Genomic DNA, 3,137 nt, shown 5'->3' with positions numbered 1-3,137 from the left:
CTTGAGCCCCGCTACATTATCGGCGCGGAATCACTTGACCAGTGAGCTATTACGCACTCTTTCAAGGGTGGCTGCTTCTAAGCCAACCTCCTGGTTGTCTCAGCAACTCCACATCCTTTCCCACTTAGCACACGCTTAGGGGCCTTAGTTGATGGTCTGGGCTGTTTCCCTTTCGACTATGAAGCTTATCCCCCACAGTCTCACTGCCACGCTAGAACTTGACTGGCATTCGGAGTTTGGTTGACGTCAGTAACCTTGTAGGGCCCATCAGCCATCCAGTAGCTCTACCTCCAGCAAGCAACACGCAACGCTGCACCTAAATGCATTTCGGGGAGAACCAGCTATCACGGAGTTTGATTGGCCTTTCACCCCTACCCACAGCTCATCCCCTCCATTTTCAACTGAAGTGGGTTCGGTCCTCCACGCGCTCTTACACGCGCTTCAACCTGGCCATGGGTAGATCACTCCGCTTCGGGTCTAGATCACGCCACTCACAACGCCCTATTCAGACTCGCTTTCGCTACGACTACCCCACACGGGTTAATCTCGCGACGTAACACTAACTCGCAGGCTCATTCTTCAAAAGGCACGCTGTCACCCCTAAAGGCTCCAACGGCTTGTAAGCACACGGTTTCAGGTACTATTTCACTCCCCTCCCGGGGTACTTTTCACCATTCCCTCACGGTACTGATCCGCTATCGGTCATCAGGAAGTATTCAGGCTTACCAGGTGGTCCTGGCAGATTCACACGAGATTTCACGGGCCCCGTGCTACTCGGGAGAACGTCACACCACGACAATGACAGTTTCGTCTACGGGACTCACACCCCCTACGGTCTGGCACTCACCACCAGTTCGACTACCACCACGCCACAGCGCCCAGGGTGGCGACCCCAGGAACAACGCATCCCACAACCCCGATCATGCAACCCTCGCCAGGTATCACACACAACCGGTTTAGCCACCATCCGCTTTCGCTCGCCACTACTCACGGAATCACTGTTGTTTTCTCTTCCTATGGGTACTGAGATGTTTCACTTCCCCACGTTCCTCCTCGCACCCTATGAATTCAGGTACGAGTGACCACGCATGACACGCGGCCGGGTTACCCCATTCGGAGACCCTCGGATCACAGCTCGTTTATCAGCTCCCCGAGGCTTATCGCAGATTTCCACGTCCTTCATCAGCTCCTGATGCCAAGGCATCCACCGTGTGCTCGTAACAACTTATACGCCACACAACACAAATAAATCATCAAAGAACACACCACACACCCACGACGGGGTGCGCGGCGTCAAAGATGCTCGCGTCCACTATGTAGTTGACAAACAACAACCCACCAACACCAGCCCACCAGGACACCCGTCCCGGTCTCGTGATGCTGCGGGAAACCAACCAACACGTCACGTGTTGATCGACAACCCAACAATGTGCCACCGCACCACCACCCTCACACCACCACGACCCTGCGGTCGTCGTGTTCCCGTGCCAGGAGGCAGTGCGTCCGCTTGCTGATATTCCACCCATGAGCATCAACCACACCCCGTCGAAACTGACGAGGATCGTGGGTGCCGGCCACACGGCCAGCCACTGTGCTCCTTAGAAAGGAGGTGATCCAGCCGCACCTTCCGGTACGGCTACCTTGTTACGACTTAGTCCCAATCGCCAGTCCCACCTTCGACGGCTCCCCCCACAAGGGTTAGGCCACCGGCTTCGGGTGTTACCAACTTTCGTGACTTGACGGGCGGTGTGTACAAGGCCCGGGAACGTATTCACCGCAGCGTTGCTGATCTGCGATTACTAGCGACTCCGACTTCACGTGGTCGAGTTGCAGACCACGATCCGAACTGAGACCAGCTTTTTGGGATTAGCTCCACCTCACGGCATCGCAACCCATTGTACTGGCCATTGTAGCATGCGTGAAGCCCAAGACATAAGGGGCATGATGATTTGACGTCATCCCCACCTTCCTCCGAGTTGACCCCGGCAGTCTCCTATGAGTCCCCACCATCACGTGCTGGCAACATAGAACGAGGGTTGCGCTCGTTGCGGGACTTAACCCAACATCTCACGACACGAGCTGACGACAACCATGCACCACCTGTACACCAGCCCCACAAGGGGGAAAGACCATCTCTGGCCCGGTCCGGTGTATGTCAAGCCTTGGTAAGGTTCTTCGCGTTGCATCGAATTAATCCGCATGCTCCGCCGCTTGTGCGGGCCCCCGTCAATTCCTTTGAGTTTTAGCCTTGCGGCCGTACTCCCCAGGCGGGGCACTTAATGCGTTAGCTACGGCGCGGAAAACGTGGAATGTTCCCCACACCTAGTGCCCAACGTTTACGGCATGGACTACCAGGGTATCTAATCCTGTTCGCTCCCCATGCTTTCGCTCCTCAGCGTCAGTAACAGCCCAGAGACCTGCCTTCGCCATCGGTGTTCCTCCTGATATCTGCGCATTTCACCGCTACACCAGGAATTCCAGTCTCCCCTACTGCACTCAAGTCTGCCCGTACCCACTGCACACCCGGGGTTAAGCCCCGGGCTTTCACAGCAGACGCGACAAACCGCCTACGAGCTCTTTACGCCCAATAATTCCGGACAACGCTTGCGCCCTACGTATTACCGCGGCTGCTGGCACGTAGTTAGCCGGCGCTTCTTCTGCACGTACCGTCACTTTCGCTTCTTCCGTGCTGAAAGAGGTTTACAACCCGAAGGCCGTCATCCCTCACGCGGCGTCGCTGCATCAGGCTTTCGCCCATTGTGCAATATTCCCCACTGCTGCCTCCCGTAGGAGTCTGGGCCGTGTCTCAGTCCCAGTGTGGCCGGTCACCCTCTCAGGCCGGCTACCCGTCGTCGCCTTGGTGAGCCATTACCCCACCAACAAGCTGATAGGCCGTGAGCCCATCCAAAACCAGTAAAACCCTTTCCACACACCACCATGCGATGACATGTCGTATCCAGTATTAGACCCAGTTTCCCAGGCTTATCCCAGAGTCAAGGGCAGGTTACTCACGTATTACTCACCCGTTCGCCACTCATCCACCCAGTGCAAGCACCCGGTTTCAGCGTTCGACTTGCATGTGTTAAGCACGCCGCCAGCGTTCGTCCTGAGCCAGGATCAAACTCTCCGTCAAAAAA

At 56.2% G+C, this 3,137-nt stretch carries 2 rRNA genes; both read right to left on the bottom strand.

Annotated elements, in window-relative coordinates:
• Positions 1-1,231: ribosomal RNA gene (locus C1C97_RS12120) — 23S ribosomal RNA — on the bottom strand; the annotation flags it as partial.
• Positions 1,232-1,602: 371 nt separating this feature from the next.
• Positions 1,603-3,133: ribosomal RNA gene (locus C1C97_RS12115) — 16S ribosomal RNA — on the bottom strand.
• Between the last annotated feature and the right edge of the window lie 4 nt (positions 3,134-3,137).

The sequence above is a fragment of the Kocuria tytonis genome, assembly GCF_003226895.2.
Taxonomy (GTDB): Bacteria; Actinomycetota; Actinomycetes; order Actinomycetales; family Micrococcaceae; genus Kocuria; species Kocuria tytonis.
This window is presented reverse-complemented; position numbering and strand designations above follow the sequence as displayed.